The sequence below is a fragment of the Streptomyces sp. GESEQ-4 genome (assembly GCF_017948455.1).
GTDB lineage: Bacteria > Actinomycetota > Actinomycetes > Streptomycetales > Streptomycetaceae > Streptomyces.
In genome coordinates this window covers 244,688-269,430 of sequence record NZ_JAFFSU010000007.1, presented here as the reverse complement: position 1 = coordinate 269,430, position 24,743 = coordinate 244,688, and the positions used below count along the sequence as shown (strand labels likewise).

The window sequence follows — 24,743 nt, the reverse complement described above, 5'->3', positions numbered from 1 at the left end:
CGGCACGGTGACAGCATGGTCACCGCTGTCCAGCCCCTCCCCCGTGCCACCGCACGGCCCCCGCGCGTCCCGGCCGTCCGTCACCTCGGACCCAACTGGTACGCCACCGTCATGGGCACCGCCATCGTCGCCACCGCCGGCGCCGCCCTGCCCGCTCCCCTCTCCGGCATCCCTGGCCTGCGTACCCTCTGCGCCGCCGTCTGGGTCTTCTCCTTTCTCCTGCTCGCCGTCCTGCTCTGCGCCCGCGCCCTCCACTGGGTTCACCACCGCGATCAGGCCCGCGCCCATCTCCTCGACCCCGCCGTCGCGCCCTTCTACGGCTGCCTCGCCATGGCCCTGCTGGCCGTCGGCGGCGGTGCCCTCACCGTCGGACGGGACTGGATCGGGACGGACGCGGCGGTCGCGCTCGATGCCGTGCTGTTCACCGCCGGGACGGTGGTGGGGCTCGCGGCTGCTGTCGCCGTGCCGTACCTGATGGCCGTACGACATCGGGTGGAGCCGCATCAGGCCACGCCCGTATGGCTGTTGCCCGTCGTCGCGCCCATGGTGTCCGCCGCGCTCGGGCCGCTCCTCGTGCCGTATCTGCCGGCGGGGCAGGCTCAGGAGGCGCTGCTGCTCGGCTGCGTCGGGTTGTTCGGGGTCAGTCTTCTCGGGACGCTGCTCATGCTGCCGCTGGTCTTCGGGCGGCTGATCAGCGGGGGGCCATTGCCGCTCGCGCTCACGCCCACGCTCTTTCTCGTGCTGGGGCCGCTCGGGCAGTCCACCACCGCCGTCGGCCACTTCGCGGACGTGGCCCCCGGGGTCGTGCCCGCCCCGTACAGCGACGGGTTCGGGATCCTCGAGGTTGTGTACGGCGTGCCGGTGATGGGCTTCGCCCTGCTCTGGCTGGTCTTCGCCGCCGCCTGTGTGGTGCGTGCCCGGCGGGACGGGATGAGGTTCGCGATGACCTGGTGGGCGTTCACCTTTCCGGTCGGCACGTGTGTCACCGGCGCGGAGGCGCTGTCGCGGCGCACGGGGCTCGTCGCCTTCGAGTGGCTTGCGATTGGCTTGTACGTCGTCCTTGTCGTCGCCTGGGGCACGGCCGCCGTGTGTACGGCGCGCGGGCTGGTCAGCGGTGCGCTGCTCGCAGGGCCTCGGCCAGCACGCGTGGGGCCTCGGTCAGCGACGGGCCGTACCAGGTGAGGTGGCGTCCGTCGACCAGTGCGCAGGGCAGGTCCGGGAATGCCTCCGGGCCGTCGTCCGGCGTGAAGCGGTACGGCTCGTCCGGAAGCACCACCAAGTCGGGGGCCGCCGCGCACAGTTCGGCCACCGGGATGCGGGGATAGCGCTCGGGGTGGGTCGCGTACAGGTTGTCCACGCCGAGACGGGACAGTACGTCGCCCGCGAAGGTGTCCCGGCCCAGGACCATCCAGGGGCGGCGCCAGATGGGGACGACCGCCGTCGTGCGGGTCTGCGGGGCCGGGAGTGCGGACCAGGCCGTCTCCGCCTCGTCCAGCCAGCGCGGGCGGCTCTTCGCACCGCAGGCGGTCAGCATCCGGTCCAGTTCGCTGAAGGCCTGCGGCACGCTCCGCACCTCGGTGACCAGGACGGCGATGCCGCTGGAGCGCAGGGCCTGGAGGTCCGGTGCCTGGTTCTCCTCCTCGTTGGCCACGACCAGGTCGGGACGGAGCGCGGTGATCCGGCCGATCGCCGGGTTCTTGGTGCCGCCGACGCGGGGCACGTCCAGGTCCGCCGGACGGGTGCACCAGTCCGTGGCACCGACGAGGGTCCCCGGCAGTGTCAGGGCCACGGCCTCGGTGAGCGACGGGACGAGGGAGACGACCCTCACCGGCGCGGCCGGTCCCGGACCGCCTCGATGTGCTCGGCCACGGCGACGACGACCACCCGGGTGTCCGGCTCGGTGGCACGCCAGCGGTGCCGCACCCCGCCGGTGAGGTACAAGGTGTCGCCACGGCCCAGGCGGTAGGCGCGGCCCTCCGCCTCGATCTCCACCGCTCCGTCTGCCACGTACATCAACTGGTCATTGCGGTACTGGAATTCGCGGCCGGCGTCATGGTCGCCGGTGAACTCGGAGGCGTGCATCTGGTGGTGACCGCGCACCAGGGAACGCGTGCTGGGTTCCGGGCCCGGTTCGCACTCCGCGCGGACGACGTCGACGCTGCACGCCGGGTCGGCGGCGGCGAGGAGTTCCACGGCGGTGGTGCGCAGGGCGTCGGCCACCTTCTCCAGGGAGCTCCTGCTGGGGCGCGCGCGGTCGTTCTCGACCTGGCTCAGGAACGGGACCGACAGTCCGCTGCGCTCGGCCACGACGGCGAGCGTGAGGTCCAGCGCCCGGCGCCGCCGCCGTACGGCCGCGCCCACGCGAAGCGGTTGTTCTTTGTGGTCGCCCATAGCTCCGGCTCCCTCCTTCGCCCTGGCTCGTCGGTCCGCTGCCGGTGCACCGCCATCCGGGCGCACTCCTTCTGATGAGTTCTCTGCACCCTACGCATGTTCGGCAAACCGTTTCATGCGCCTGTCACATCACCGACACACAGAGTGCCAGGCGACCCGACAGTTCTCGCCAGTAGATCAGCTCTGCGGATTCTCCGGGCGCGGATTCCTCCTTAGGGGCGAAGAGTGCGGTGCTGTGCAGTTCAATGCGCGCGCGGCCCCGGGTGTTCCCGGGCCCGGGGGGAGACAGACAGAGAACGGCGCGCGCCCCGGTCCGTCAGGTGCCGGGGCGCGCGCCGGGTTCGAGTCCGCGGCTAGGCGGCCGGAGTCATCCGGTCCACCATGTCCGGGTGCTCCTTGAGCCAGGCGGCGACAGCCTCCTCCTCGTGGCCCTGTCCGCGGTCCTTGATCTCCTGCTCCAGGGTGCCGAGCTCGTCCTCGCTCATCTTGAAGTTCTTGATCCACTTCGTGAGCTGCGGGTACCGCTCGGGGAAGTCCTTGTTGGAGATGGTGCGGATGGTGTTGCCCTCGCCGAAGTACTTCTCCGGGTCGGCGAGCTTGGTCAGCTTGTACTCGCTGTACGCCCAGTGCGGCGACCACAGGACGACGGCGATCGGCTCCTGCTTGGCGTAGGCCCGCTTGAGCTCGGCCAGCATCGCGGGCGTGGAGCCGTCGACGACGTCGTACTCCTTGTCGAGGCCGTACCCGGGCAGGACCTTCGTCTTCAGGAGGTTCATCTCGCCGGTGCCCGGCTCGATGCCGATGATCTTCCCGTCGAAGGTGTCGGCCTTGCCCTTGAGGTCTTCAAGGGAGTCGATGCCCTTCACGTACGAGGGGACGGAGACTTCCAGTGACGTCGGCTCGTACCAGGTGCCCAGGTCGTGGAGTTTGTCCTTGCTCTTGTCCCAGTACTGGGCCTGGGCGTACGGCAGCCACGCGTCGAAGTTGAGATCGAGGTCGCCGGAGGCCAGGCCGGTGTAGACCGGGCCGACGTCCATCTGCTTGAGGTTCAGCTTGTAGCCGCGCCGCTCCAGGACGTTCTTCCACAGGTACGTGACGGCGATGTCCTCGTCCCAGGGGAACCAGGCCACGTCCAGGGGACGCTTCGCCTCGGCCGGGCTCGCGGTGCTCTGCACCGGGGCCATCTTGTCGACGACACCCGGGTTGGACTTCAGCCAGGTGCGTACGGCCTGCTGCTGCTTGCCCTGGCCGGCCTTGTTGATCTCCGACTCCAGGCTGGTGAGCTGTTCCTCGGTCAGCTTGAAGTTCTTCAGCCACTGGCCGACGACCGGGTTCTCCTGGGTGAAGCCCTTGCGCGCGAGGGTGTGCACGCCGTCGCCCGAGCCCCAGGCGCCCTTCGGGTCCTTGAGCTTCTTCAGCTTGTAGTCGCTGTACGCCCAGTGCGGCGACCAGAGCGTGACGACGATCGGTTCCTGCTTGTCGTAGGCGCGCTTGAGCTGGGCCAGCATCGCTGGCGTGGAGCTGTCGACGACCTTGTACTCCTTGTCGAGGCCGTACTCCTTGAGGACCTTGCTCTTGAGCAGGCCCATCATGCCGGCGCTGGACTCGATGCCGGTGATCTTGCCGCCGAACTCCGCGGCCTTGCCCTTGAGGTCGTCGAGGGAGTCGACGCCCTTCATGTAGGCGGGCACGCTCAGCTCGAGGGAGGTGGGGCCGTACCAGGAGCCCAGGTCTTCGAGCTGCTTGCCGTACTTCTTCCAGTACTGCTCGTGCGTGACCGGCAGCCAGGAGTCGGTCTGGAAGTCGATGTCGCCCTGGGCGAGCGAGGTGTAGAGCGGTCCGGCCTCGAACTGCTTGGTCTCCACCTCGTAGCCGCGCTGCTCCAGCACCTCCTTCCAGAGGTAGGTGGAGGCGACGCCCTCGTCCCAGGGGATGTAGCCGATGCTGAGCTTCTTGCCCTGGCCGACGTTGGTGCTGGAGGCGACCGGTTCGGACTTGTCGCCGCCGCCGAAGACGCCCATGCCGCCCGCGACGAGCGCGAGGACGACGACGCCGACCATGGCGACGGCCGGGCGGGGACGGTACGACCAGATCTTCAGGCCCTGCGCGGCACGCAGCCGGGCGGCGGCCCGGCGGCCGAGCGGCGAGACCTGGGTGCCCAGCGCGCTGGTCATGCGGTCGAGGTAGATCGCGAGGATCACGATGGCGATGCCCGCTTCGGCGCCCAGGCCGACGTTGAGCTGGCCGATCGCCTCGTTCACGTCACCGCCCAGGCCGTCGGCGCCGACCATGCCGGCGATCGCGGCCATGGACAGGCCGAGCATGATCACCTGGTTGACGCCGGCCATGACGGTGGGCAGCGCCAGCGGGAACTGGACCCGCATCAGGGTGTCGCGCGGGGTGGTGCCGAACGCCTCGGCGGCCTCGACCAGTTCCTTGTCGACCTGGCGGAGCCCCAGCTCGGTCATGCGGACGCCGGGGGCGAGCGCGAAGATCAGGGTGGCGACGATGCCCGCGGCGGCGCCGCTGCCGAAGAAGAGGATCGCCGGGATGAGGTAGACCATCGCCGGCAGCGTCTGCATCAGGTCCAGAGCGGGCCGTACGACCGCGCTGACCCGGTTCGAGCGGGCCGCCCAGATGCCCACGGGCACCGAGAGGACGAGCGCGATGACGGTGGCGACGAAGACGAGCGACAGCGTCATCATCGCGTTCTCCCACAACTCCAGGGAGATGATGAAGGCGAATCCCGCGAAGGTGAGGACGCCGGCGAGCGCGCCGCGCAGCCAGAAGGCGATCACCGCGAAGATGCCCGCAAGGAGCAGCGGCTCGGGCGCCTGCAGTACGGAGTCGACGCCCTCGTAGGCGCCGCGGAAGACTTCTTCGAGGAAGTCGAAGAGCCATCCCAGGTGGGTGGTGAGCCAGTCGACGGCGTCGTTGACCCAGGAGCCGAACTCGATCCTAGGCACCGGCCATCACCTTCTCTCCGCCCTTGTCGCGCGGGGAGTCGCACGGCGTTGGGGCCCCGCTCTCGTCACCGAGGAAGCCGACGAGCCGCTGCCGCGGTACGACGCCGACCAGCTTGCCCTTTTTGTCGAGCACGGCGACGGGGTGGGAGAGCCGGGCGCTGATCGCGCAGAGTTCGGCGAACGGGGTCTCGGGGGTTGCCGTCGCGCACTGGCAGTCGGCCTCGTCGCCGCGCAGCTCCGTGTCCATGACGGAAGACGCGGTCAGCACGCGGGAGCGGTCGACGTCCTTGGTGAAGGAGGCGACGTAGTCGTCGGCGGGGCGCACGAGGATGTCCTCGGCCGTGCCGATCTGGACGATGCTGCCGTCGCGCATGACGGCGATGCGGTCGCCCAGGCGCATGGCCTCGTTGAGGTCGTGGGTGATGAAGACGATGGTCTTCTTCAGGCGCTGCTGGAGCGTCAGGAGCTGGTCCTGCATATCGCGGCGGATAAGCGGGTCGAGCGCGCTGAACGACTCGTCCATCAGCAGCAGATCGGCGTCCGTGGCCAGGGCGCGGGCCAGGCCCACACGCTGCTGCATACCGCCGGACAGCTCGTCGGGCCAGGACTTCTCCCAGCCGGCCAGGCCGCACATCTCCAGCGCCTCGGTGGCGCGCTTCTCCCGCTCGGCGCGCGGCACTCCCTGGACGGCGAGGCCGTAGCCGGCGTTCTCCAGGACACTGCGGTGCGGGAACAGCGCGAAGTGCTGGAACACCATGCTGATCTTCTTCGCGCGGACCTCACGCAGTTCCCGGGCGCCGAGAGCGGTCAGGTCCTGTCCGTCGAACCGGACCTGTCCCGCAGTCGGCTCCAGGAGCCCGTTGAGCATGCGCAGCAACGTGGACTTGCCGGAACCCGACAGGCCCATCACAACGAATATCTGTCCGGGTTCCACGGTGAAGGACGCGTCGATCACGGCGGCGGTGGTGCCGTCGGCCCGCAGTTCGTCCCGGTCGGCGCCTTGCCGGAGCCGGTCGACTGCTTCGTCCGGTCGTCTGCCGAACACCTTGTACAGATGCTCTGCCTCAAGGGTTGATGACACGCGTTTCTCTCTGCTCGGGGGCCATGAAGGGGCGGCGTCGGCGCAAAAAGTTGAAATGCGCAACCGGCTTCGCTCCGAGGCGGCGCCTGCCCTTGCCTTGGCAGGTCAAACGCCCCAGTGGTCCAGTTCACAAGGCCTTTACCTACGCGCCGTGAGCGCAATGAGCTGGGCATACGGGTGATGCATCCGGGTGATTGTCGGTGGGGTACGGCATGATGGCGAGCCGTGATGGGACGACTGATGCTCCTCGACACCGCCTCGCTCTATTTCCGCGCCTATTTCGGCGTCCCGGACTCGGTGAAGGCTCCGGACGGCACGCCGGTGAACGCCGTGCGCGGACTGCTGGAGTTCATCGACCGACTCGTGAAGGACCACCGACCGGACGCTCTGGTGGCCTGCATGGACGCCGACTGGCGCCCGCAGTGGCGGGTCGACCTGATCCCCTCGTACAAGGCCCACCGGGTGGCAGAGGAGCGTGAGGTCGGCCCCGACGAGGAGGTCGTGCCCGACACGCTCTCGCCACAGGTGCCGGTCATCGAGGACGTCCTGGACGCGCTGGGCATCGCGCGCGTGGGCGTCAAGGGGTACGAGGCGGACGACGTGATCGGCACGTTCACCGCCCGCGCCACCGGCCCGGTCGACATCGTCACCGGCGACCGCGACCTGTACCAGCTGGTGGACGACGCGCGCGGGGTGCGGGTGCTGTATCCCATCAAGGGCGTCGCCTCTCTCCAGCTCACCGACGAGGCGTGGCTGCGCGAGAAGTATGGCGTCGACGGGAGGGGGTACGCGGATCTGGCGACGCTGCGCGGGGACCCGAGCGACGGCCTGCCCGGCGTGCCCGGCATCGGCGAGAAGACGGCGGCCAAGCTCCTCACCGAGTTCGGGGACCTGGCCGGGATCATGGCCGCGGTCGACGACCCGAAGGCGAAGCTCACCCCGTCCCAGCGCAAACGGCTCGACGAGTCGCGGCCGTACGTCGCGGTGGCGCCGACGGTCGTGAAGGTCGCGGACGACGTCCCGTTGCCGGACGTGGACACGACCCTGCCGAAGACGCCGCGCGACCCGGCGGCGCTGGAGAAGCTCGCGACGCGCTGGGGTCTGGGTGGATCGCTGAAGCGGCTGTTGACGACACTCGATACCTGACAGGCACCGTCGTGTGATGCGTGCCATATCGGCGTGAAGCACCCAAGAATTATTCACGCGCGAGGTGTTAACTGGGGGGAAGTGCTAACTTAGGTAAACCTAAGCTAAGGGAACAGGGAGGCCGTCATGGCAGAACGTCCGGCCCGCCAGCCGCGGAAGCCCCACGCCGCACAGGTCGTGCGTACCGAACGGCTGACCCCCCATATGCAGCGGGTCGTACTCGGCGGCGACGGGCTCTCCGACTTCGCGGCGGACACCTGCACCGACCACTATGTGAAACTCCTGTTCCCGACCGGCGGCGCGACCTACCCGGAGCCCTTCGACCTGGAGCGGATCCGGGCCGAGTTCCCCCGCGAGCAGTGGCCGGTGACGCGGACGTACACCGTGCGGCACTGGGACGCGGAGCACCGCGAGCTGACGCTGGACTTCGTCATCCACGGCGACGAGGGGCTGGCCGGGCCCTGGGCGATGCGGGTGCAGCCCGGTGAGACCGTCCGGTTCATGGGTCCTGGTGGCGCCTACGCGCCCGACCCGGGCGCCGACTGGCATCTGCTCGCCGGTGACGAGAGCGCGCTGCCTGCCATCGCCCGCTCCCTGGAGGAACTGCCCGCCGGCGCCAGGACTTTCGCCTTCGTCGAGGTCTCCGGCCCCGAGGAGGAGCAGAAGGTCGACTCCGACGTGGAGATCGTCTGGCTGCACCGCGGGGACCGGCCCATCGGCGAGGCGCTGGTGGAGGCCGTACGGGCGCTGGAGTTCCCGGAGGGCCGGGTGTGCGCGTTCGTGCACGGCGAGGCGGCCTTCGTGAAGGAACTGCGCGCCCTGCTGCGGGTCGAGCGGCAGATCCCGCGCGAGGACCTTTCGATCTCCGGCTACTGGCGGCTCGGTCACAACGAGGACGGCTGGCAGGCGGCCAAGCGGGAGTGGAACGCGCGCATCGAGGCGGAGCAGGAGGGTGCGGCGCCGGCCGCGTGACAACGGACACGGACCAGGGCGGCCCGCGCGTCGAAGGCGCGGGCCGCTTTTCGCGGTCTCGGACCGACCGGTAGTGGTGTCTCGGACCGACTGATAACTGATAGTGGTCTCAGACCGACCGCTGGTACGACCGGAACGTCCGGATCGACAGCCACACCGCCGCGACCGCCAGGGCCAGCAGCGCGCCGCCGCGGCTGAATACGTCGCCCCAGTCGGGGTGGTCGGACAGGGCCGAACGGCCCGCCACCATCGCCCAGTTGAGCGGGTTGAAGTCGGCGATGTGCCGCATCCAGCCCGGCATCTGGGACGGCGCCATGAAGGCGCTGGACAGGAAGGTCAGCGGCAGCAGCAGGAACGTGTTGATGCCGATGATCGACTCCCGCTCCCGCACCAGCATGCCGAGCGCGTTGGACAGCGCCCCGAAGACCGTGCCCAGCAGCACGGAGGCGAGGACCAGGACCGCGATGCCGCCGACGCCGCCCGGGTATTCGGCGCCGCCCAGCAGGCCGAGCAGCACGATGATGACCGACTGCAGGGCGGTGACCAGGCCGTTGTTGACGACGTTGCCGTTCATCAGCGCGGCCCGGCTGACCGGCGTGGTCAGGAAGCGGTCGAGCGTGCCGCGCTGGATCTCCTCCAGCGTGCCCATGCCCGCCCACAGGTTGGAGCCGAGCGCGCTCATCACTACCACGCCGGGCACCAGGTAGTCGAGGTACGAGGTGGTGCCGAAGCCGCCCAGTTCCACGACCTTCTTGAAGAGGCCGCCGAACAGGAACAGCCAGATCACCGGCTGGATGAGCGTGATGATCGCGTACGCGGGCTGGCGGGCGAACACCATCAGCTGACGCTGAGTCATGTACCAGGTGTGGGATACCACCGCGCTCATCGCACACCTCCGGCCACGAGAAGGTCGCCGGCGCTGTCGGCCTCGGAGTAACGGCGGCCCGCGTACCGCAGATAGACGTCGTCGAGGGAGGGACGCGCGACCGTCGCGGCGGCGACGCCGACCCCGGCGCGTTCCAGTGCCCCCAGCAGTGCGGGCATCGCCGCCGCCCCGTCGTCGGCGCGGGCACTGATGCGGTGCCCGTCGACCACCACCTCGTGCACGCCCGGCAGAGAGCCGAGGGCGCCCTTCAGCAACGTACGACCGGCTTCGCCGACTTCGGCGCGCAGTTCCAAGTGGACCGCGTCGCCGCGGAGTTCGCCCTTGAGGGAGTGCGGGGTGCCCTCCACGACGATCCGGCCGCGGTCGACGATCGCGATGCGCTCGGCCAGCCGGTCGGCCTCTTCGAGGTAGTGGGTGGTGAGCAGGATGGTCAGGCCCTCGTCGCCGGCGAGACGGGCGATCTCGTCCCACATCGCGGTGCGGGCCTCCGGGTCGAGCCCGGTGGTGGGCTCGTCGAGGAAGAGCACCTCGGGCCGGTGCACCAGGCCGAGGGCGACATCGAGGCGGCGTCGCATACCGCCGGAGTAGCCCTTGACCGGGCGGCGCGCGGCGTCGGCGAGCTTGAACCGCTCCAGCAGCTCGTCCACGCGGCGGCTCAGCGCGGCGCCCTTCAAGCCGTAGAGCCTGCCCTGGAGTTGAAGGTTCTCGCGGCCGGTGGCGACCGGGTCGGCGCCGGAGTTCTGGGCGACCACTCCGATCGCGCGGCGCACCCGGTCCGGGTGGCGCAGCACATCGTGCCCGGCGACGGTGGCCGTGCCCGAGTCGGGGCGGGCCAGAGTGGTGAGGATCTTGACGGTGGTGGACTTGCCGGCACCGTTGGGTCCGAGCAGGCCGAAGACGGTGCCGGGCTCGACGGTGAGGTCCATGCCGCGCAGGGCGGTGACGTCACCGGGGTAGGTCTTGATCAGTTCGCGCGCCTCCACTGCGGGCGCGCGCGTAGCGCTGCTACTCATCACGACAGCTCTCCTGATTGAGCGGATGTACGGGAATCCGCGAACGCGGACTGACGACCGATCCGCGTGAAGAGCGCCGGGCTATCCTGGGTGTGCCGCACCTCGATGGCCCGGCTGCGCCCCACGGCGGAGTCGGTTCGGGGTTCGTGACCCTGGCGGGGCTGCTGCAACAGCCCGGCCGGGGTCCTTTTCGTTACGTCCTTACATGAACTGTTACGTCCTTACGTGAACTCCGGTGGCCACTCCCCCGTTTCGTGGTAGTGCCGCCATGCTTCGGCGCCGGGCATCGAGCCCTTCCTGAGCTCGTCGAGGAAGCCGCGGACCCACTCGGCCTGCGCCTCGACCAAGTGCAGTTGGTACTCGACCTCGACGAGGAACAGCCTCGGCAGCGTCTCGTAGAGCTTCTCGAGCGCTCCCCGGCCACTCGCCACCTGCACCTCCAGCGAGCTCAGTCGCATCTCCAGGAGCCGCACCACCTCGTCGGGAGGCAGTGCCGCCATCAGCGAGAGCGCCGTCTCGAAGATCGGGTACTCCTTCGCCGGGATGGCGAGCAGGTCGGACAGCCACTCGGCCATCTCCTCGCGCCCGGCATCGGTGAGCCCGTAGACCGTGCGCTCGGGGCGGTTGCCCTGGCGTTCCACACCGGTCACCTCGACGAAGCCGTGCTTCTCGAGGTTCTGCACGACGGTGTAGAGCGAGCCGTAGTTGGTCTTCGTACTGGCGTCCTTGCCCTGGCTGCGCAGGGTCTGGGCGATCTCGTACGGATGCATCGGCTTCTGCCAGAGGGTCGTCATCACGGCGAGCGCCAACGGATTGCTGAGCTTGCGACGCTTCCTCGCCATGATGACCACCTCGCTTCCGAATATCCGTGGCCGAACATATCGCGACCCGAGACAGAGCGCAACACACACGATGTATCGCGATTTTGCGCAGCAGGCAAGGGCGTGAGTAAGTGGGCTCGTCGTGGACATGCCGACGTGACGCACCCGAAACAGGCACTCCCTAATTTCTGTCACCCGACAGGAACTCCGCCCCTTCTCCGCCGAAGGCAGGTGCCGCCGTGGCCTCCCCCTCTGGAACCCCCTCCGACGTACGTTCCGATCCCCCGGAGTCCTCCGACGACCGCGGCCTCGCCGCGTTCGGCTACCGCCAGGAGCTGCACCGCAGCCTGGGCGAGTACGCCTCGTTCGCGGCCGGGTTCTCCTTCATCTCCGTACTGACGACCGTCTTCCAGTTCTTCGCGTTCGGGTACGCGTTCGGCGGCCCCGTCTTCTTCTGGGCCTGGCCGGCGGTGCTGATCGGGCAGTTGCTGGTGGCCGCCTGCTTCGCGGAGCTGGCGGCGCGCTATCCGATCTCGGGCGCGATCTATCAGTGGTCGTCGCGCCTGTCGAACCTCACCTTCGGCTGGTTCGCCGGCTGGATCATGGTGATCGGGCAGATCGTGGTGGTCGCCGCGGCGGCGCTCGCGCTGCAGGTGGTCCTGCCCGCCATCTGGTCCGGCTTCCAGCTGATCGGCGACGACCCGGCACCCACCTCGGCGAGCGGCGCGGCCAACGCGGCGCTCTTCGGTGTGCTCCTGCTGGCCCTGACGACCTTCGTGAACGTCCTCGACAACCGAGTGCTCTCACTGGTCAACCGCGTGGGCGTCACCGCAGAGATCATCGGCGCCGTCCTCATCATCGTCCTGCTGTTCACCCACTCCGAGCGCTCCCCCGGCATCACCTTCGAGACCGGGACCGCGGCCGAGTCGGGTCTGGTGGGGGCGCTGCTGGTGGGCTCGTTCACGGCGGCGTACGTGATGATCGGGTTCGACAGCGCGGGCGAGATGAGCGAGGAGACGCGCCAGCCCCGGCGTACCGCGCCCCGCACGATCCTCACCGCGCTCGCCTCGGCCGGCCTGCTCGGCGGCCTGATCATCCTCGGCGGTCTGCTGGCCGCGCCGAGCCTCACCGACGGCCGCCTCGGGGTCGAGGGCTTGAGCTACGTCCTCACCAGCAGCCTCGGCGACGGAGTCGGGCGGGCCCTGCTCGCCGACGTGGTGGTGGCGATCACCGTCGCGACGCTGGCCATCCAGACGTCGGCCTCCCGCATGCTGTTCTCCATGGCCCGCGACGGCCAGCTGCCCTTCGCCGGTCGCCTCGCGAAGGTCAACCCACGCACCGGCATGCCCGTGGCGCCCGCCCTGGTGGTCGGCGTCCTCGCGGCCGCCCTGCTGCTGCTCAACTTCGGCTCCCCGGAGGCGTTCCTGGCCATCGGCACCACCTGCATCGTGATGCTCTACCTCGCCTACGCCATGGTCACCGGCCCCATGCTCGTCCGCCGCCTGCGCGGCGACTTCCCGTCCGGCGGCACCGACGAACAGGGCCGCCCCCTGTTCTCCCTCGGCCGCTGGGGCATCCCGGTCAACGCGCTCGCCCTGCTCTACGGCCTGTTCATGACGGTCAACCTGGCGTGGCCGCGGGCCGCGGTGTACGACCCGGCTGGCGGGCACTGGTACTTCCAGTGGTTCACGGTGCTGTTCCTCGGGGTGACCCTCGTGGTCGGTGTGGCCTACCGGATCCACAAGAGCCGGACGGCGGCCGAGGTCTCGTACGCTTGACCGGGTGAGACGTAAGGCGCGGATCCCGTCCTCGCCGTTGCCTCAGCGCGACGGGGTGGATGCGGTGCGGGTGCGGCTGCCGCTTGAGGAGTCGTGGGGCACGGTGCGGGAGCATCTGGTGGAGCGGCTGTCGGGGGCGGGGGCCGGGGTCGTCGACGGGATGTTCGGTGACGGGCTGTTCGTGGGGGCGGACGGTCGGGCCGTGGCGCCGGACGCGCCCTATGTGCCGGGGATGTTCGTGTGGTTCCACCGGGAGCTGCCGGACGAGGTGCGGGTGCCGTTCCCGCTGGAGGTCGTGTACCGGGACGAGCACATCGTCGTCGTCGACAAGCCGCACTTCCTGGCGACGACGCCGCGCGGCAGCCATGTCGCCGAGACCGCGCTCGCCCGGCTGCGGCGGGAGCTCGGCATCGAGACGCTGGGCGCCGCACACCGGCTCGACCGGCTCACCGCGGGGCTCGTCCTGTTCACCGTGCGGCCCGGGGAACGCGGGGCGTATCAGACGCTGTTCCGCGACAGGCGGGTGCACAAGGAGTACGAGGCCGTGGCGCCGTACGATGCGGGGCTCGCCCTCCCCCGGACCGTACGCAGCCGGATCCTCAAGGAGCGCGGGGTACCGGCCGCGCGGGAGGTCGAGGGCGAGGTGAACGCCGTCAGCCGTGTCGAGCTGCTCGACCGGCGTGCGGACGGGCTGGGGCGGTACCGGCTCACGCCCAGCACCGGGCAGACGCATCAGCTTCGCGTCCACATGAGCGCGCTCGGGGTGCCGATCCTGGGCGATCCGCTCTACCCGAAGGTGACCGCCCCCGTGCCGGCCGATGACTTCCGGCGCCCGCTCCAACTCCTGGCGCGGTCACTGGAGTTCACCGATCCGGTCACGGGGGTCGAGCATGCGTTTCGCAGTGGGCGGGTGCTGGAGGCGTGGGCTTCCTACGGCACGTGGTGCTCCGCTTGAGGCACGGTTCGGCAGCGCCCCGAAGGGGCGCGGGGCTGTATCGATATGCGGCTCCGCCGCGTGGGCGCGACCAGCCCCCACCGCCCCGCAGCCCGCACGCAGCCCGAGCAAACCCGAACGCCGCCCGATCAGTCGCCGCGCCACCAGCGCAAGAAGCGACGCCAGGCGCTGGGGCGAGGGGCTGGCTCGGCGGGGAGCGGAGGCACCGGCAGGGGTTCCGGGGCGGGGGGCGGGACGACCGGTGCCGGTGCGGGCGCAGGCGGCGCCGTGCCGATCTGCCACGTGTCCCGCTGTTGCGGAATGGGCGCGTGGCTCGGCTTCTGCATCACGTCCTGTTGCGGCTTGGGCTCGAAGCGGACCGGGAGTTCCACGAGGTGGCGGGAGGCGATCGACTCCGTCCACTGCAACTCGTCCTCCTCGCAGTCGAGTCGGACGTCCGGCAGCCGCATCAGCAGCGCGTCCACGCCGACGTCGGCGATGGCGCGGCCGAGGTCCTGGCCGGGACACTCGTGCGGGCCGCCGCCGAAGGCGAGGTGGGAGCGGTTGCCCTGCATGTTGGCGGACAGGTCGGGGCGTACCCGCGGGTCGACGTTGCCCGGGGCGGGGGCGAAGAGCAGTCCGTCGCCCTTGCGGATGCGCTTGCCGCCCAACTCCGTGTCGTGCTTGGCGAAGTAGCCGAGGACGGTGCTGAACGGCGGCTCGTCCCACAGGGACTGCTCGACCGCCTCCGGCACGGTCATCTGACCGCCGTTGAGCTGGGCGAGGAAGCGCGGGTCGGTGATGACCATGCGCAGCGCGTTGGACAGCAGGTTGACGGTGGCCTCGTAGGCGGCGAAGAGCACGAGCCGCAGGTGTTCGCGGACCTCGTCGTCGGTCAGCCGGGCCGGGTGGGTGATGAGGTGGCTGGCGAAGTCCTCCTGCGGCTGGGCACGGCGGGCGATGGTGAGCCGGCTCAGCGCGTCCATGACGTAGGCGTGGCTGGCGATCGCGGTCTCGGTGCCCTTGAGCGCGTCACGGGCGGCCTGCACCATCGTGTCGTCGTACTCCTCGGCCATGCCGAGGACTTCGCACATCACGGCCATCGGCAGGTGCTCGGAGAACTGGCTGACCAGGTCGGCCTTGCCCTTCTCGCAGAACTCGTTGACCAGGCGCTGGGTGTAGCGGTTGATCTGCCGGCGGATGCCGCGGTGGTCGATGGTCGACATGGCGCCGGTGACCGCGCTGCGCAGCCGCTGGTGCTCCTCGCCCTCGGCGTGGGCGCAGATGGGCTGCCAGGCGATGTGCGGCATCAGCGGGTGGTCGGGCTTGATCATGCCCTCCACGAGCGGGGTCCAGATGCGGCTGTCCCGGCAGAACTGTGAGGGCGTACGCACCATGTGCAGGTTCTCGGTGTGACCGAGGACGATCCACATCGGCACGTCGTCGTGGAGCAGCACGGGTGCCACCGTGCCGTGCTCGTCGCGCAGTTGCTCGTAAAGATCACTCAGGTCCGCCGCCTCGGGACCGTAGAGCCGGTGCAGTCCCCGGGGACCGGTGCCGTGGGCGGGGCAGCCCGGGGGCGGGCCGGTGATCGGGTCGTGCGTGCCGGTCCGGGAGTGGGGTTCAGGCGTCACAGGGGTCGCTCCGAAAAAGGTTCCGATGTGTTGGGGAGTGGCGCATACGACGGTCAGGTGAGCGCGCCCGTCATCGCGAGCGAGTGCAGGAAGCGCATCAGGGTCATGAGGGTGTCCCGGCTGGAGGCCCGGCGGCGTGCGTCGCACTCCACGATGGGGATCTCGTCGGGCAGGTCGAGCGCGGCACGCAGATCCGCCATGGGGTAACGGGGCGCGTCCGGGAAGGAGTTGACGGCGACGACGAAGGGCACGCCGCGCTCCTCGAGACGCCCTATGACGTCGAAGCTGACCTCGAGCCGACGGGTGTCGATGAGCACGACGGCGCCCAGCGCGCCTTCGAACAGGCCGTTCCAGAGGAACCAGAAGCGTTCCTGGCCGGGGGTGCCGAAGAGGTACAGCACCAGTTGGTCGGTGATGCTGATGCGGCCGAAGTCCATGGCCACGGTGGTGGCCGTCTTGGTGTCGGAGCCGTAGTTGTCGTCGACTCCGATACCGGCCTGCGTCATGGTCTCCTCGGTGGTCAGCGGTCTGATCTCGCTGACGGAACCGACCATGGTCGTCTTGCCGACGCCGAAGCCGCCGACGATCACGATCTTCACCGCGGCCTGGGCCGTGTGCGGCAGGTGGTCCGCGGTGCGTGGGCCCGGGACCGTGTCAGAGCTTTTGAAGTCCATGCATCACCGCTTCGAGGAGGTTCCGGTCGGCGATCGACTGCCGCGCGATCGGGGCGCGCGCCTGTACCAGGTCGGCCGCCAGCATCTCGGTGACCAGCACCGTCATCACGCTGAACGGCAGGCTGAGGTAGGCCGAGAGCTCGGCCACGGACAGCGGGGCGGTACACAGCCGGAGCAGCGCCGTCTGCTCGGGCGTGGCGGAGAGCGGCGGGTCGGCGCACGCCACGATCAACGTGACCAGGTCGAGGTCGGCGCGGGCGCCGTCCTGGCCGGAGATCACATACAGCCGCTCGATCTTCTTGGGCCCTTTCCCCTCGCCGCCCTTGGGCATCGGGGGCAGGGGCGGGGGTGGTGCTGCCGCTGTGGGGAATCGCCGCCGGCGTTGCGGAGGAGTCATACGGTCTGCCCGTTGCGCCTGGGCGGACTGGTGAGATGGGCGCCGATGCGGATGACCAGGTCGCTCATGCGGTTGCTCATCAGTCCGGGCTCGGCGAACGTGTCGGACAGCACCGCGAGATAGGCGTTGGGTCCTGCGGCCATCAGATAGAAGTAGCCGCCGTTGATCTCGATGAGGACCATCTTCATCTTGCCGTCGCTGTCCGGGATCTCCTGGGCGACCGCACTCGCCAGGCTCTGCAGGCCCGCGCAGGCGGCGGCGACGCGGTCGGCCGCGTCCGGGTCGCCGCCGTGGCGGGCGATGCGCAGGCCGTCGGCGGAGAGGACCACGATCATCTCGATGCCCGGTACTCCGTCGGCGAGATCCTTGAGCATCCAGTCGAAGTTGGCGCGCGATTGGATCACTTGAGGTCTCCCTCGTCGTCGGCCGGGGCATGGGCCGGCTCGTTGTTCGGCTGGGTGGGTGCGGTGGGGTCCTGGTCGCGCTTGAGGCCGTTCCAGAACGCCTCCACCCACTGCCCGGGTGCGGGCTCGTCCTTCTCTTCCGGTTCGGGCTCGGGCTCCCTGGACCAGACGGTGGGCTGGCCGGCCTCGCGGGCTGCGGCCTCGGCGCGCTCGAAGGCGGCCTGCTGGGCGAGGCGCTCGCTGAGCGGGATCTGGACCCGGCGGCGGCGCTGCGGCAGGCCCTGGGCGGTCCACTCGGTGACCACGGGGACGTCGTCCTCCATGGAGACCGACGCGGGGATCTTGGGGCTGGTGGGGCGGCGCCGCTTCTCCTTGCGCTTGGGCCCTTCGATCGCGCCGAGTTCGGGCTTGGGCGCGCCGGCCGCGCCGATGCCGTGCGCGTAGGCGGTGGCGATCTCGTCGGTGATCATCTCGCGCGGGACGATCATGACGGCGCGGACTCCGCCGTAGGCCGAGGTACGCAGCGAGACCTGCATGTCGTACCGCGAGCAGAGCCGGCCGACGACGGCGAAGCCGAGGCGTGGGCTCTCGCTGAGGTCCTGGAGGTCGCTGGCGGTCTTGGCGCGTTCCAGCATGCCCTCGACCCGGGCGCGGGACTCCTCGCTGAGGCTGACGCCGGCGTCCTCGATCTCGATGGCGACGCCGGTCTGCACCTCGACGGCGTTGACGTGCACCTTGGTCTGGGGCGGCGAGTAGCGGGTGGCGTTGTCGAGGAGTTCGGCCGCCGCGTGGATGACCGGTTCGATGGAGATGCCGCGGATGTTGACCTTGGCGATGGAGTCCAGCGAGATGCGCCGGTACTCGAGGATGCGGGACATGGCGCCGCGCAGCACGCTGTACAGCGGCACGGGCTCGGGCCACTGGCGGCCGGGGCGGCCACCGCCGAGGACGGAGATGGAGTCGGCGAGCCGGCCGATCAGTGCGGTGCCGTGGTCGATGCGCAGCAGGTCGTCGAAGACCTCGGGGTTGCGGCCGTGGTCCTCCTCCATCTCCCGCAGTTCCTTGTTCTGCTGGTGGACGATGGCCTGGACGCGGCGGGCGATGTCGACGAAGGAGCGCTGGGCGGAGTCGCGCAGGGATTCCTCGTAGTCGACGACCTCGAGCATCGACTTGATCAACAGCCGCTGTGATTCGGGGAGTTCGCGGTAGGACGGGTCGATCTTGCCGAGGTCGCGCATCACCTCGAAGACGGCGTTGCCACAGCGCAGCCGGTAGATGGCGGCGGGCACGATCTCCTTCGCGAGGCGGCGCACCTCGTCGTCGTGGGAGGCGATGCGCTGTTCCAGATACGCGCCGTGACGGGCGTGCTCCGCGTGCACGTCCCGCAGGATGCGGCCGCGGCGCACTGCTTCGGCTGCCGTTCCGAGCACCAGCAGTGTGGCGACGGTGCCGCACAGGCCGATGGCCGGCCGGGCCGGGCCGGTCACCAGGGCGACGGCGGCTCCGGTCGCCGCGGCCATTGCTATGGCGGGCAGCAACAGCAGGCGCTTGTACGGCAGTTCACGTCGACGAGGTGGAGAGGCGGGAGGAGTGTGAACGCTCACCATGTAGGCCCTCTGAAACGAATCGGCGGGGTGTCGGGGGAGCTTGCGGGGGGTACGTCTTGGAGGTGTCGGGATCTTCTGCATGTTTGGGAACAAGCGCACGAATATGTGCCAACTCGGTGCGCTGCGGGCGAGCTTAGTCCGACCGGATCATCGCTGTGTCATATTCAGCAAGCACCTGAAATGGGGCGTGAGGCAGGAGTAATCTCGGCCTCATTTACACGCTCAGAGATCTTTCGCACACGCTGTGTCACGGCGTACGGCCGTACGAAGAACACTCCCCGTGACGGGTGAAGATCGGCTTCCGTGGGCGGCGCTCAGATCCCGGCGATCCGCAGCGCCGCGTCCGCCGTGGCCTCGGCGAACACCGAGACAGGGCGCTCGGGTTCGGAGCGGTGGACCAGGATGACGCCCTCGATCAGCCCGAACAGCAGATCCGTCCGCAATTCGAGCTCGCTCTTGGCGAGTTGGCCGCCGACGGCCGTGGCGGCGAGCAACTGCCGGTAGGCGTCCTTCAGATGCGCACGCACGGCATGGAAACCGGCGAACCGCTCGGCCCGCACCTCCGGCAGCAGGTACAGGCCGCCGAGATTGTGCGGGCCGCCGCACAGCAGCTCCACGTCGGCGCGGCACAGCTCCCAGAGCCGGTCCTCGGCCGGGGCGGTGTCGTCGGCGAGCAGTTCCCGCGCGTAGGCCAGCGACGGGGTGACCGTGGACTCCAGGAGCGCGGCGAGCAGCTCTTCCTTGCCGGAGACGTAGTGGTACATGGACGCCTGCCGCATGCCCGCGCGCTCGGCGACGGCCCGGGTCGTGGTGGCCGCGTAGCCGCGGGTGGTGAACAACTCGGCGGCGGCGGCGAGGAGTTCGTCACGCGGCTCGAGCCCGCTGTCGGGCCGCCGCTCGGCCCGCGGTCTGCCGACGCGTCGTCCCCTGCTCGTGCCCATCCGTCGATCCTCGCATATTGACGCAGGTCGCGATCTCTGTGAGGAATCGGTAACCGGGCGGCAGCATCCGGGCAATGCCGGTGATGCGCCCCGTGCCTAATTTCTGTCGGGCGACAGAAATCAAAGACACCGGAGCCGGAGGTCCGCGATGACACCAGGGAAGGCAACAGCGACCACGTACGGAGCCCGTGCGCACGCACGCGCCCAGGAGGGCACGCGCACCGAGGCCATGCCCGTCGTCCCGGCCACCGACTGGCCCGAGCCGCCCCAGGAAGCGGGCCGGCTGGTGTGGGCGGAGACGGTGGCGGGCGGCAACTACACGCACCGGGTGCTGGCCCGCGGCACCGAGCTGCGGCTGACCGATCTGCGCGGCGACGCCTGCGCGCATCTGCTGCTGTACGTCGCCGACCGGCCGTGGGAGCGGCTGAACGTCGCCGACACGGTCAAGGTCCAGTGGAACGCCTACCTCGGCGAGGGCCTGCTGCTCCTCTCCGACCAGGGTCGTGTCCTCGCCTCGCTGATCGCCGACACCTCCGGGCGGCACGACGCGCTCTGCGGCACCTCCACCCTCGTACGCAACATCGAGCGGTACGGCGACGGCGCCCCGCAGTCCGGCTCGCCGGCCGGACGTGAGCTGTTCAAGCTGGCCGCCGCGAAGCACGGCCTCGCACCGCGCGACCTGCCGCCGTCGCTGTCGTTCTTCCAGGGCGTGGAGGTGCGCGAGGACGGCGCGTTGGACTTCACCGGCTCGGCCGGCCCCGGCGGCAGTGTGACACTGCGCGCCGAGCAGGACGTCACCGTGCTCATCGCCAACGTGCCCCATCCGGTCGACCCACGGGACGACTACGTCAGCACCCCGCTGGAGGTCCTCGCCTGGCGCGGCGAGCCGACCGAGGCCGGCGACCCGCTGTGGGACGCCTCCCCCGAGGGCCACCGCGCCTTCCTCAACACCGCCGAATTCCTCGCCGCGAGGGGGCTCGCATGAAGACCGTCGTTCCCGCACGCGCCGCCTGGTCGTCGGTCGTCCGCTCCGGCCAGACACTCACCATCACCGACCTGCACGGCAACCAGGCCGTCGACTTCCTGGTGTACGACGCCCAGGACACGTCGGTCCGCTACAGCGCGCCCGACACGATCCAAGCGCAGGGCGCCCTCTTCCTCACCACCGGCAGTGTGCTGATGTCCAACGAGCACACGCCGCTGATGACGGTGGTCGCCGACGACGTCGGCCGGCACGACACGGTCGGCGGCGCCTGCTCCAAGGAGTCGAACACCCTCCGGTACGGCCACCACACCTGGTCGCAGCACGCGTGCGTGGACAACTTCCTGGCGGAGGGCTCGAAGTACGGGCTGGGCAAGCGAGATCTGGTCTCCAACATCAACTGGTACATGAACGTGCCGGTCGAGAAGGACGGCACCCTCGGCATCGTCGACGGCATCTCGGCCCCCGGCCTCTCCCTCACCCTTCGCGCCGAACGCGATGTGCTGGTCCTCGTCTCCAACTGCCCGCAGATCAACAACCCTTGCAACGGCTTCGATCCGACGGCGGTGGAGATGACGATCGGGGAGAGCGCGTGAGCTTCGAGACGCTGCTGGTCGCCAACCGCGGCGAGATCGCCGTACGGATCATCCGCACGGCCCGCGAACTGGGGCTGCGCACCATCGCCGTGTACTCCGACCCGGACCGCTCGGCGCCGCACGTCCGGCTCGCCGACGAGGCGGTACGGCTGGGCCCCGCGCCCGCGAAGGAGTCGTACCTCGATGTGGACCTGGTGCTGAACGCCGCCAAGGACACCGGCGCGGGCGCGATCCATCCCGGGTACGGCTTCCTGTCCGAGGACGCGGCCTTCGCGCGGCGCTGCGAGGACGCCGGGATCGTGTTCGTGGGCCCGACGCCGGAGCAGCTGGAGCTGTTCGGTGCGAAGCACACGGCACGGGCGGCGGCGCGGTCCGCGGGGGTGCCGCTGGCGCCGGGCACGGGGCTCCTTGGCTCGGTCGAGGAGGCCCTGGACGCGGCCCGGGCGATCGGCTATCCGGTCATGCTCAAGGCGACCGGCGGGGGCGGCGGTATCGGCATGTCGGCCTGTCGCTCCGCCGATGAACTGACCGAGGCCTGGGAACGAGTGCAGCGCGTCGCCGCCGCGTCCTTCTCTTCGGCCGGTGTCTTCCTGGAACGGCTCGTCGAGAACGCCCGCCATGTCGAGGTGCAGGTCTTCGGCGACGGCACGGGGAAGGTCGTCACCTTCGGCGACCGGGACTGCTCGCTCCAGCGGCGCAACCAGAAGGTGCTGGAGGAGGCGCCGGCGCCCGGGCTGCCGGATCATGTGCGGGACCAACTCGTCTCATCCGCACGTGACTTGTGCGCCTCGGTCGGCTACCGCTCCGCCGGAACCGTCGAGTTCGTCTACGACGCCGCCCGCGAGGAGGCCTGCTTCCTGGAGGTCAACACGCGCCTCCAGGTCGAACACCCGGTCACCGAGGAGATCTACGGCGTCGACCTGGTCGCCTGGATGCTGCGGCTGGCCCGCGGCGAGACCGACGTCGTACGCGACCCGGGTCCGCCGCACGGTCACGCCGTCGAGGCCCGCCTGTACGCGGAGGATCCGAGCCGTGAACACCGGCCAGGCGCGGGCCTGTTGACTCGGGTCGAGTTCCCGCCGGGCGTCCGGGTCGACGGCTGGGTGGAGACGGGCACGGAGGTGACGACGTCGTACGACCCACTGCTCGCGAAGGTCGTCGCGTACGGCCCGGACCGGGAGCACGCGCTGCGGCGGCTCGACGCGGCGCTGGCCCGCACGCGGATCGACGGCATCGAGACGAACCTGGGGCTGGTGCGGGCGGCGCTCACGGACCGGGAGTTCGGTGCGGCCCTGCACTCGACGGCCACCCTCACGCGGGTGGGCGATCCGACCCCGCGCATCGAGGTCGTCTCCGGCGGACTGCTCACCACGGTGCAGGACTGGCCGGGCCGCACCGGGTACTGGCAGGTCGGCGTGCCGCCCAGCGGGCCGATGGACGACCGCTCGTTCCGGCTGGGCAACCGGGCGCTGGGCAATCCCGAGGGGGCGCCCGGACTCGAATGCACCCTCCAGGGACCGGCGTTGAGGGTCACGCGGCCGACGACGGTGTGCGTGACGGGTGCTCCCGCGCCGGTGACCGTCGACGGCGCGCCGGTCGCGCAGTGGGAGCCGGTGACAGTGCCGGCGGGGGCCGTACTGGAGGTCGGGACGCCGACGGAGCACGGACTGCGGACGTACGTACTCTTCGCGGGCGGACTCGACGTGCCCGGGTTCCTGGGCAGCGCGAGCACCTTCACGCTGGGCCGGTTCGGCGGGCACGGGGGACGGGAGCTGCGGACGGGCGATGTGCTGCACGGGGGGACGGGCGCGGACGGCACGCCCGTACCGCTCGACGACCGCCCCGACTTCGGCACCGTATGGCACGTCGGCGCGGTCGAAGGCCCCCATGCGGCACCGGAGTTCTTCACCGAGCAGGACATCCGGGACTTCTACGCGGCCGACTGGAAGGTGCACTTCAATTCGGCGCGGACGGGTGTGCGGCTGGTCGGTCCGAAGCCGCGCTGGGCCCGCACGGACGGCGGTGAGGCGGGCCTGCATCCGTCCAACATCCATGACACGCCGTACTCCGTCGGCTCCGTCGACTACACGGGCGACATGCCGGTGCTGCTGGGTCCGGACGGGCCTTCGCTCGGCGGGTTCGTGTGCCCGGCCGTGGTGCTGAGCGCGGAGCGGTGGAAGCTGGGGCAGCTGCGGCCGGGCGATACGGTGCGGTTCGTGCCGGTGGATGTGGACGGGGCGAGTCGGGCGGAGATCGTGGACGGTGGGGTGCTGGCGCGGGACCACGACGTGACCTACCACCGGAGCGGCGACGACAGCCTGCTGATCGAATTCGGGCCGATGCAGCTGGACCTCGCCCTGCGCATGCGCGTCCACGCGCTGATGGAAGCGATCGCCGAGGAATCCCTCGACGGGATCACGGACCTCACACCGGGCATCCGCTCCCTCCAGATCCGGACGGACCCGCGGCGGCTCCCCCAGCACGAACTCCTCGCCGCCGTAAGGGAAACGGTCTCCTCGCTCCCGCCCTCCGACGAACTCGTCGTCCCCTCCCGCACCGTCCACCTCCCCCTCTCCTGGGACGATCCGGCGACGCGCGAGGCCATCGCCCGCTATATGGCGGGCGTGCGCGACGACGCGCCCTGGTGTCCGTGGAACATCGAGTTCATCCGCCGCGTCAACGGACTCGACTCGGTGGCGGACGTGTACCGCACGGTGTTCGACGCGGAGTACCTCGTACTCGGCCTGGGAGACGTCTATCTGGGCGCACCCGTGGCGACCCCGCTCGACCCACGGCACCGGCTGGTGACGACGAAATACAACCCGGCACGCACCTGGACGGCCGAGAACTCGGTCGGCATCGGCGGCGCGTATCTGTGTATCTACGGCATGGAGGGCCCGGGCGGCTATCAGTTCGTTGGCCGTACGACCCAGGTGTGGTCGCCGTGGCAGCAGCGCGGGGCGTTCGAGCCGGGGTCGCCGTGGCTGCTGCGGTTCTTCGACCGGATCAAGTGGTATCCGGTGGGTGCCGAGGAACTGCTGGAGCTGCGCGCCGACATCAAGTCCGGGCGCTTTGTGCCCCGCATCGAGGAGGGCACCTTCTCCCTCGCCGAGTACCAGGCTTTCCTCGCCGAGAACGCCGCTTCCATCGCCGAGTTCCGGGCCCGGCAGGGTGCCGCGTTCGCGGCGGAGCGGGACGCGTGGGAGGCGGCGGGCGAGTTCACGCGGGCGGAGACCCTGACGGCGCCCGCGGCACCGGCGGCCGAGGTGCGGGTGCCTGCGGGCGGCCGTCTCATAGAGGCCGAATTCGCCGCGTCCGTATGGCAGTTGAGCGTCGGGCCGGGAGACGAGGTGACCGCCGGGCAGCCACTGCTCGCACTGGAGGCGATGAAGATGGAGTCCAAGGTCCACGCACCGGCCGACGGCGTGGTGACCGAGATCCTGGTCGGGCCGGGGGACCAGGTGGAGGCGGGGACGGCCCTGGTCGTCCTCGCGCCCGCAGCAAACTGAGGAGCACAAGC

21 protein-coding genes are annotated in these 24,743 nt (G+C 70.1%); 8 read left to right on the top strand and 13 right to left on the bottom strand.

The window, feature by feature from the left end; genetic code table 11:
• The first annotated feature begins 15 nt into the window (after positions 1-15).
• Positions 16-1,182, top strand: a complete 1,167-nt coding sequence (locus tag KCH48_RS16770) for a TDT family transporter (protein WP_210574910.1) — start codon at positions 16-18, stop codon at positions 1,180-1,182.
• Here the strand turns inward: KCH48_RS16770 and KCH48_RS16765 are convergent.
• The 4 genes from KCH48_RS16765 to KCH48_RS16750 all read right to left on the bottom strand — a co-directional run bounded on the left by KCH48_RS16765 (position 1,109) and on the right by KCH48_RS16750 (position 6,438).
• The gene (locus KCH48_RS16765; RefSeq protein WP_210574908.1) at positions 1,109-1,828 is read right to left on the bottom strand and encodes a helical backbone metal receptor; all 720 of its coding nucleotides are present in this window, start codon (positions 1,826-1,828) and stop codon (positions 1,109-1,111) included. The two genes, KCH48_RS16770 and KCH48_RS16765, sit on opposite strands and share 74 nt — an antisense overlap.
• Complete coding sequence (locus tag KCH48_RS16760) at positions 1,825-2,391, bottom strand: helix-turn-helix domain-containing protein (protein WP_210574906.1); 567 nt, start codon at positions 2,389-2,391, stop codon at positions 1,825-1,827. The genes KCH48_RS16765 and KCH48_RS16760 overlap by 4 nt, the downstream gene beginning before the upstream one ends.
• 353 nt (positions 2,392-2,744) lie before the next feature.
• A complete protein-coding gene (locus tag KCH48_RS16755) occupies positions 2,745-5,357 on the bottom strand; it encodes an ABC transporter permease/substrate binding protein (protein WP_210574904.1) in 2,613 nt (870 codons plus the stop codon).
• Positions 5,350-6,438, bottom strand: coding sequence for a glycine betaine/L-proline ABC transporter ATP-binding protein (locus KCH48_RS16750; protein WP_210574903.1), 1,089 nt, complete (start codon positions 6,436-6,438; stop codon positions 5,350-5,352). The genes KCH48_RS16755 and KCH48_RS16750 overlap by 8 nt, the downstream gene beginning before the upstream one ends.
• 228 nt (positions 6,439-6,666) lie before the next feature.
• Between KCH48_RS16750 and KCH48_RS16745 the strand changes: the two genes are divergently transcribed.
• A complete protein-coding gene (locus KCH48_RS16745; protein WP_246885438.1) occupies positions 6,667-7,584 on the top strand; it encodes a 5'-3' exonuclease in 918 nt (305 codons plus the stop codon).
• Between the two features lie 126 nt (positions 7,585-7,710).
• Positions 7,711-8,556: a siderophore-interacting protein gene (locus tag KCH48_RS16740; protein ID WP_210574902.1), complete on the top strand. Its 846-nt coding sequence runs from the start codon at positions 7,711-7,713 to the stop codon at positions 8,554-8,556.
• Positions 8,557-8,665: 109 nt separating this feature from the next.
• On the opposite strand, the gene KCH48_RS16735 is transcribed toward KCH48_RS16740, so the two are convergent.
• The 3 genes from KCH48_RS16735 to KCH48_RS16725 all read right to left on the bottom strand — a co-directional run bounded on the left by KCH48_RS16735 (position 8,666) and on the right by KCH48_RS16725 (position 11,297).
• A complete protein-coding gene (locus KCH48_RS16735; RefSeq protein WP_210574901.1) occupies positions 8,666-9,442 on the bottom strand; it encodes an ABC transporter permease in 777 nt (258 codons plus the stop codon).
• Positions 9,439-10,455 (bottom strand): ATP-binding cassette domain-containing protein, encoded by a 1,017-nt coding sequence (locus KCH48_RS16730; protein ID WP_210574900.1) that lies wholly within the window; start codon positions 10,453-10,455, stop codon positions 9,439-9,441. Before KCH48_RS16730 ends, KCH48_RS16735 begins: the two co-directional genes overlap by 4 nt.
• A 221-nt stretch (positions 10,456-10,676) precedes the next feature.
• Complete coding sequence (locus tag KCH48_RS16725; protein ID WP_210574898.1) at positions 10,677-11,297, bottom strand: PadR family transcriptional regulator; 621 nt, start codon at positions 11,295-11,297, stop codon at positions 10,677-10,679.
• Between the two features lie 218 nt (positions 11,298-11,515).
• On the opposite strand from KCH48_RS16725, the gene KCH48_RS16720 reads away from it, so the two are divergent.
• Both KCH48_RS16720 and KCH48_RS16715 read left to right on the top strand, forming a co-directional pair.
• On the top strand, positions 11,516-13,054 hold the full coding sequence (locus tag KCH48_RS16720) for an amino acid permease (protein ID WP_210574896.1): 1,539 nt from the start codon (positions 11,516-11,518) through the stop codon (positions 13,052-13,054).
• Positions 13,055-13,058: 4 nt separating this feature from the next.
• On the top strand, positions 13,059-14,009 hold the full coding sequence (locus KCH48_RS16715; protein ID WP_210574895.1) for an RluA family pseudouridine synthase: 951 nt from the start codon (positions 13,059-13,061) through the stop codon (positions 14,007-14,009).
• A 128-nt stretch (positions 14,010-14,137) separates the two neighbouring features.
• On the opposite strand, the gene KCH48_RS16710 is transcribed toward KCH48_RS16715, so the two are convergent.
• The 6 genes from KCH48_RS16710 to KCH48_RS16685 form a co-directional block, all read right to left on the bottom strand.
• Positions 14,138-15,622 carry a cytochrome P450 gene (locus tag KCH48_RS16710; protein ID WP_210574893.1) on the bottom strand — a complete coding sequence of 495 codons (1,485 nt, stop codon included), beginning with the start codon at positions 15,620-15,622 and terminating at the stop codon, positions 14,138-14,140.
• 53 nt (positions 15,623-15,675) lie between these two features.
• Positions 15,676-16,296 carry an ATP/GTP-binding protein gene (locus KCH48_RS16705; RefSeq protein ID WP_210574892.1) on the bottom strand — a complete coding sequence of 207 codons (621 nt, stop codon included), beginning with the start codon at positions 16,294-16,296 and terminating at the stop codon, positions 15,676-15,678.
• Positions 16,277-16,693 (bottom strand): DUF742 domain-containing protein, encoded by a 417-nt coding sequence (locus KCH48_RS16700; protein ID WP_210574891.1) that lies wholly within the window; start codon positions 16,691-16,693, stop codon positions 16,277-16,279. The genes KCH48_RS16705 and KCH48_RS16700 overlap by 20 nt, the downstream gene beginning before the upstream one ends.
• Positions 16,690-17,097, bottom strand: coding sequence for a roadblock/LC7 domain-containing protein (locus KCH48_RS16695; RefSeq protein WP_210574890.1), 408 nt, complete (start codon positions 17,095-17,097; stop codon positions 16,690-16,692). Before KCH48_RS16695 ends, KCH48_RS16700 begins: the two co-directional genes overlap by 4 nt.
• The gene (locus KCH48_RS16690) at positions 17,094-18,704 is read right to left on the bottom strand and encodes an ATP-binding protein (RefSeq protein WP_210574889.1); all 1,611 of its coding nucleotides are present in this window, start codon (positions 18,702-18,704) and stop codon (positions 17,094-17,096) included. The genes KCH48_RS16695 and KCH48_RS16690 overlap by 4 nt, the downstream gene beginning before the upstream one ends.
• A gap of 314 nt (positions 18,705-19,018) precedes the next feature.
• Positions 19,019-19,645 carry a TetR/AcrR family transcriptional regulator gene (locus tag KCH48_RS16685; RefSeq protein ID WP_210574888.1) on the bottom strand — a complete coding sequence of 209 codons (627 nt, stop codon included), beginning with the start codon at positions 19,643-19,645 and terminating at the stop codon, positions 19,019-19,021.
• 148 nt (positions 19,646-19,793) lie between these two features.
• On the opposite strand from KCH48_RS16685, the gene KCH48_RS16680 reads away from it, so the two are divergent.
• The 3 genes from KCH48_RS16680 to KCH48_RS16670 are packed head-to-tail and all read left to right on the top strand — an operon-like array spanning position 19,794 to position 24,732.
• Complete coding sequence (locus KCH48_RS16680; RefSeq protein ID WP_210574887.1) at positions 19,794-20,630, top strand: urea amidolyase associated protein UAAP1; 837 nt, start codon at positions 19,794-19,796, stop codon at positions 20,628-20,630.
• Positions 20,627-21,223 (top strand): urea amidolyase associated protein UAAP2, encoded by a 597-nt coding sequence (locus KCH48_RS16675; RefSeq protein WP_210574885.1) that lies wholly within the window; start codon positions 20,627-20,629, stop codon positions 21,221-21,223. The genes KCH48_RS16680 and KCH48_RS16675 overlap by 4 nt, the downstream gene beginning before the upstream one ends.
• Entirely contained in the window at positions 21,220-24,732 is a 3,513-nt protein-coding gene (locus tag KCH48_RS16670; RefSeq protein WP_210574884.1) for a 5-oxoprolinase/urea amidolyase family protein, read from the top strand. The genes KCH48_RS16675 and KCH48_RS16670 overlap by 4 nt, the downstream gene beginning before the upstream one ends.
• The last annotated feature ends 11 nt before the right edge of the window (positions 24,733-24,743 follow it).